The organism is Paenibacillus solanacearum (assembly GCF_910593845.1).
Lineage (GTDB): Bacteria > Bacillota > Bacilli > Paenibacillales > NBRC-103111 > Paenibacillus_G > Paenibacillus_G solanacearum.
This window is the reverse complement of record NZ_CAJVAS010000100.1, coordinates 1-1918: the sequence shown is the minus strand read 5'-3', so window position 1 is coordinate 1918 and position 1918 is coordinate 1. Positions and strand designations below refer to the sequence as shown.

At 52.5% G+C, this 1918-nt stretch carries 2 protein-coding genes; both read left to right on the top strand.

The features are described from left to right. The first annotated feature begins 526 nt into the window (after positions 1-526). Positions 527-1528, top strand: a complete 1002-nt coding sequence (gene ltrA, locus KXG62_RS33730) for a group II intron reverse transcriptase/maturase (protein ID WP_246627770.1) — start codon at positions 527-529, stop codon at positions 1526-1528. Continuing rightward, on the top strand, positions 1452-1814 hold the full coding sequence (locus KXG62_RS34570) for a group II intron maturase-specific domain-containing protein (protein WP_343223565.1): 363 nt from the start codon (positions 1452-1454) through the stop codon (positions 1812-1814). The genes ltrA and KXG62_RS34570 overlap by 77 nt, the downstream gene beginning before the upstream one ends. Positions 1815-1918 lie beyond the last annotated feature (104 nt).

Sequence of the window (1918 nt, the reverse complement as noted above, 5' to 3'; positions counted from 1 at the left end):
TGCAGGCGTGCCCAGAGGCACGCATCTTCTTGCCGGTGGAAGTCCGGTCGCGGGAGGGGCCAAGCCCCCGTGTAGCTTGGATACTTGCGTATGGCGAAATCTGTGCGTAAAAGCGTATCGACAAAAGTATCTGTCAGAGACAGGGCGAGCGACATGCCAGGCCGTAACATGAAGTGAATCCTGCCGCGTCGTCAAAAAGGCCTCGCGAGGGAAAAAAGAGGAAGTCGAGTCCCGCTACATTGGACGAAGACCATGGAAGCTGTGTAGAACTTGGAGCGACAGCGAAGAATCCTCCGGCGTAGAGGGAACGGCATGGCATGAAAGAAGATGCAGTGAACTGGGGAGACCCTCCCCTGCACGGAGAAATATATTCCGTAAACGGGTGGTCTATAAGCCAAAAGGTGAAGTGATCCGTCCGCAGGAAGGGAGTCCGAGGGGCTCATACTACCGAAGAACGCAGGACAACACAACCTGCGGGAGGGAAGGAGCCCTGCTTTGTTCAAGCATTTCGAGGAGGTACGAGTGAGTGAATGCCAATTGGCTAACGACATCTAAGGAAAAAGCTCAACAACTCCAAGAGAAGCTAGGTCATGCTGCCAAGACAAGCAAGAGCAGAAAGTTCCATGCGCTATACGACAAGGTTCATCGATTGGATGTGTTGCAGGAAGCGTGGCGGAGAGTACGGACAAACAAGGGAGCGGCAGGCATAGACGGAGAAACCATGGCAGACATTGCGAAGATCGGTGAAGATCAATTCCTAGCGGAATGCCAAGAACGTCTCATGAAGAAATCCTATCGTCCCCAGCCTGTACGACGTCACTACATTCCGAAGAAAGACGGACGACAACGTCCGCTCGGCATCCCAACGGTGAGAGACCGCGTCGTACAAATGACTACCAAACTCATACTGGAACCGATCTTTGAAGCCGATTTTCAGGAATGCTCGTTCGGTTTCCGTCCGAAGCGAGGTGCGAAACAAGCACTGGAGCGAATTCTCAAGGCATGCAACCGCAAAGGCAATTGGGTGGTCGACGTCGACATCCAAGGCTACTTCGACAACATGAACCAAGAGAAGTTGATGAAGCTAGTGGAAATGCGAGTCAGCGACAGACGCGTTCTCAAGCTAATTCGGCAATGGCTCGGAGCAGGTGTGATGGAGGAAGGAGCGATTAGACGCTCCGACCTAGGAACGCCACAGGGCGGGGTCATATCCCCGTTGTTGGCGAACATCTACCTGAACTACTTCGACCGGCTGTGGGAGAAACATGGCAAAGAAGTCGGAGAACTGACGCGGTATGCAGACGACTTCGTCATCGTGTGCAAGGAAAGACGCGCTTCATGCTTACAAGCTAATTCAAACGATAATGGAGCGGCTGGAACTGACCCTGCACCCGGAGAAAACGCGAATCGTGGGGTTATGGACGGGAAAAGAAGGATTCGACTTCCTCGGCATGCACCACCGGAAAACGAAGGCAGAAACGAGCCAGAACCGCGTGTACTACACGACCCAGCAGTGGCTCTGCACTAAAGCGGAAAAGCATATTCGGGAAGTGGTGAAGGAGCGGCTTGCTCCGCCTAAAATGCGGCATGTCTCGTTTCAGGAACATGTGGACTGGTTGAATCTTAGAATCCAAGGCTGGAAGAACTACTATACAACGCCATACAGTTCCAAATGGATGACCAAGCTAGACTGGTACATCCGCTCACGGCTAACCAAGTGGTATGCAAAGAAACGCCAGCGCAATTGCTGGCGCGGCTCTGGATATGAGGTGAAATCGCTAAGCCAGATGTATGGACTAAAGACGCTCCTGTAGATCGCATGCACATGAATGACGAACATCGGAAAGCCGTATGAGGGAAAACCTCACGTACGGTTTGATGAGGAGGGGCTGAATTTATTTCAGTCCTTCACTCTAGC

Coding starts and splice junctions, on each gene's coding strand:
- KXG62_RS34570 (WP_343223565.1), top strand. CDS start 1,452: ATGCACCACCGGAAAACGAAGGCAGAAACGAGCCAGAACCGCGTGTAC.